This window comes from Komagataeibacter melaceti (assembly GCF_003403295.1).
Taxonomy (GTDB): Bacteria; Pseudomonadota; Alphaproteobacteria; order Acetobacterales; family Acetobacteraceae; genus Komagataeibacter; species Komagataeibacter melaceti.
Genome location: NZ_QUWV01000219.1, coordinates 1 through 448 on the forward strand (window position 1 = coordinate 1; position 448 = coordinate 448).

The following is a 448-nucleotide window of genomic DNA, read 5'->3' on the forward strand; positions in this document are numbered from 1 at the left end:
GAAGGAGTGCGCCTACAAGATCCCATGGATCAACGGCATCAGCCGCCCCGTCCAGCGCCTGGTGCAGGGCCTGCGTGCGGATCTCGCCAATCATTTGCAGGCCCGTTCCTGAGATGTCGGCCCGCTCACGCGGCTTTTCCACGATCGGGGTGGAAAGAGCATTTCCCGATGCGGCATCCTGAACTGGCACGCGGAGCCGGAACGCTTTCTCGCGAACCTTCAGTGTCGCGGGATGGAGATACACCGCCACGCGATCCCCGTCCTGCGAGGGCTGCCACTCCTGCACGGGAAAGCCGTTCTCGGGCAGGATCGGGTATCCATAATCGTCGGCAGGCACGATGTCGCCATTGGGTGGCAGGCCCGCCTCCATCGCTTCACGCTGGGCGGCCGCGTAGGCGCGGGCATCGCAGGTATAGCGGTTATCCTGCCCGCCCTCCCCGAAAAGGTC

General features: G+C 64.7%; 1 pseudogene. It reads right to left on the bottom strand.

The features are described 5' to 3' along the window. Nucleotides 1–448 (bottom strand): annotated as a pseudogene (locus DY926_RS17435) (hypothetical protein); the annotation flags it as partial.